At 73.3% G+C, this 2837-nt stretch carries 3 protein-coding genes and 1 pseudogene; 1 reads left to right on the forward strand and 3 read right to left on the reverse strand.

Annotated features, from left to right (window positions below):
• Nucleotides 1-179: 179 nt before the first annotated feature.
• Nucleotides 180-377: pseudogene (locus x551_RS27755) on the forward strand (septal ring lytic transglycosylase RlpA family protein); the annotation flags it as partial.
• 165 nt (nt 378-542) lie between these two features.
• Here the strand turns inward: x551_RS27755 and x551_RS23810 are convergent.
• The 3 genes from x551_RS23810 to x551_RS20720 form a co-directional block, all read right to left on the reverse strand.
• Nucleotides 543-1115 (reverse strand): GAF domain-containing protein, encoded by a 573-nt coding sequence (locus x551_RS23810; RefSeq protein WP_011830914.1) that lies wholly within the window; start codon nt 1113-1115, stop codon nt 543-545.
• A gap of 71 nt (nt 1116-1186) precedes the next feature.
• Entirely contained in the window at nt 1187-1822 is a 636-nt protein-coding gene (locus x551_RS20715; RefSeq protein ID WP_036235526.1) for a YitT family protein, read from the reverse strand.
• A gap of 50 nt (nt 1823-1872) precedes the next feature.
• The coding region (locus tag x551_RS20720; protein WP_036250863.1) for an aminotransferase class V-fold PLP-dependent enzyme at nt 1873-2837 on the reverse strand (965 nt) is incomplete at its 5' end.

A 2837-nucleotide genomic window follows, 5' to 3' on the forward strand; every position in this document is an offset into this window, starting at 1 on the left:
CGCTGCCGGAGCCGCCGCAAACCCGCACGCCGCGCGTCGCCAAGCGGGCCCCCGCGCCGCTCGTCGATGCCGTGCCGCGCGTGGAGCGCATCCGCCAGGGGGCACCGAACCATCCATATGTGATCCGCGGCGAGTCCTACGAGCCCGATGACACCGATGTGCCGTGGTTCGAGATCGGCGTGGCCTCCTGGTACGGCGAGCCCTTCCACGGACGCCGCACCGCCAACGGCGAGGTCTACGACATGCACGGCATGACGGCGGCGCACAAGACCATGCCGCTGCCCAGCTACGCGGTGGTGCGCAACCGCGTCAACGGCCGGCAGGTGGTGGTGCGCGTGAACGACCGCGGTCCCTTCATCGACGGCCGCGTGATCGACCTCAGCTTCGCGGCGGCCCGCAAGCTCGGCATCCGCGGCCTCGGCGAGGTCGAGGTCCGCCGCCTGACGCACGACGAGATCCGGGCCGCAGCTGGAAGAAGCTGCCGCAGACGATGGCGGTGGGCGAGGACCGCGCCAAGCTCGAGTAGCGCCGCGTCGCGCCGCTCAGCCCGCGAACCGCAGCGCGTCGGGTCGCCGGGCGCGCCCTTGCAGGCGGTGCATCAGCAGGCTGCCGATCACGCCAGCCTGGCGCATCAGCGAGATCTGCGTCGCCGACCACTCGACCGGCGCGCCGGTCTGTTCGCCGCACAGCAGGCCGGTGCGCCGGCCGTTGACGGCAAACGGCACGTCGAGCAGCGAGTGGATGTCGTGCGGCAGCAGGTAGGCCTCGCGCATCGAGCGCAGTGCCGGATGGCTCTGGGCGTCGTTCGCGCTCAGGATGCCCCAGCGGTCGAGCTCGCGGAAGTAGTCGGGGTGCTGCTGCTCGACCAGCGGCGGCAGCGGCGTGGCGTCGTGGCCCGCGTGGTGCAGCCGCTCGCAGTGCAGTGCCTGCTGCGGTCCGCGCTGCGAGTAGGTCCATACGCTGACGCGGTCGCAGCCCAGGCCCTCGGCCAGCACCGGCAGCGCCTGCGAGAAGAAGTCGTCCAGCCCCAGCAGCTCCTGCTCGTGCAGGTGGACGCAGTGCCGGATCCGTGCCAGCGCACGGCGTCCGGGAGCGGAGAGGAGTTCTGACGGCATGGTCTTGGGGCTGCGGTGAGCGTGCCGGGTTATCGGCCGGGACCCGCAGCGCTTGAGGGGCGCGGCCCGGCTCAGCGGGCCACGTAGCGCCCCGGACGGTGGTTGATGGCCAGCACCAGATTCAGCGCCACCGCACCGGCCACCGACAGCAGCACCTGCCGGGGCGCGACGACCGCGAAGGCCAGCGCGACGATGCTGCAGTCGAGCGCCATCTGCAGCTGGCCGGCGCGCCAGCCCCGCTGCTGCTGCAGCACCACCGCGACGATGCCGATGCCGCCCACGCTCGCCTGGTGGCGGAACAGCGCGAGCATGCCCATGCCGATCAGCGTGCCGCCCATCAGCGCGGCATACAGCGGCTGCAGCGGCGCAAAGCCGATCCAGCGCGGCAGCCACTCGCTCTGGACCGACAGCAGCGCCACGGCGACGAAGGTCTTCAGCGTGAAGGCATGGCCGAGATGGCGCCAGGCGAGCCAGTAGAACGGCAGGTTGATCGCGAAGAACAGCGCGCCGAAGGACCCGCCGGTCGCGTAGTGCAGCAGGAAGGCCAGGCCCGCGGTGCCGCCGGCCAGCAGCCCGGCCTGCTGGAACATCGCGATCCCCAGCGCCATGGCCGCCGTGCCGAGCAGCAGCGCCATCGCGTCCTCGAAGACGGAGTGGCGGGTGATGCCGTCTTCGTCTTCGTCGTCGCTGCTGTCGGTCGTGTCCATGGGCGCGAGGTGGCGCAAGCTCCGTGCCGGGCAGCCGTGCTCGCGCGAGCTCAGGCGCCGGCGCTCAGCGCGTCGCCGTGCTCCAGCACCAGCGCGGGGAGCGCATCCACCTCGGCCGCCCCGGTGCCGAAGTTGACGATGCAGGCCCGCAGCCAGAAACGGCCGTCCACCACGGCCGGGCCGAGCCAGGCGCGGCCATCGTGCTGCAGGCGCTCCAGCAGGCGGCGGTTCAGCGCGTCGAGCGCGGCCTCGTCGTGGGCTTCACGGGGGTCGGGCCGGTAGCGCAGCGTCGCGATGCTCAGGCTGCCGGGGCCCGCCTCGAGCCGTGGCGTGGCCTGCACGCGCTCGCGCAGCCGCCGGGCCAGCGCGATGTCGTCGCCGATCATCTGCCGGTAGCCGTCGCGGCCGGCCATGCGCAGCGCGAGCCAGACCTTCAGCGCGCGGAAGCCACGCGTGTTCTGCGGTCCGAGCTCGTGGAAGTTCAGGCCCTCGTCGACGCGCGGTGCGCCGTAGTAGGGCGGGCGCTGGCTGAAGGCGTCGAGCAGGTGGCGCGGGTCGCGCACCAGCACGCAGCCGGCCTCGATCGGCGCGTAGAGCCACTTGTGCGGGTCGAGCGCCAGCGAGTCGGCCTCGCGCAGGCCCGGCAGGTCGGCCGGCGCGTCTTCGCCCAGGCAGGCCGCCGGCGCGCCATAGGCGCCGTCGACGTGGAACCACAGGCCGTGCCGGCTGCACAGCGCGGCCATGGCCGGCAGCGGATCGATCGCGCCGGTGCTCACCGTGCCGGCCGTGCCCACCGCCATCAGCGGCTGCACGCCGGCGGCGAGATCGGCCTCGATGCTCGCGGCCAGCGCGCCCACGTCGAGGCGTTGCTCGGCATCGGTCGGGATCCAGCGCACCGCCTGCAGCCCGAGGCCGGCGATGTCGACCGCCTTGTGCAGCCAGGCGTGCGTCTGTGTCGACGCGTAGACCGCCAGCGGCGCCGCCGCCCGCAGTCCCTGTTCGCGCACCGCCGGCG

The sequence above is a fragment of the Methylibium sp. T29 genome (assembly GCF_000576205.1).
GTDB classification, from domain to species: Bacteria; Pseudomonadota; Gammaproteobacteria; order Burkholderiales; family Burkholderiaceae_C; genus Methylibium; species Methylibium petroleiphilum.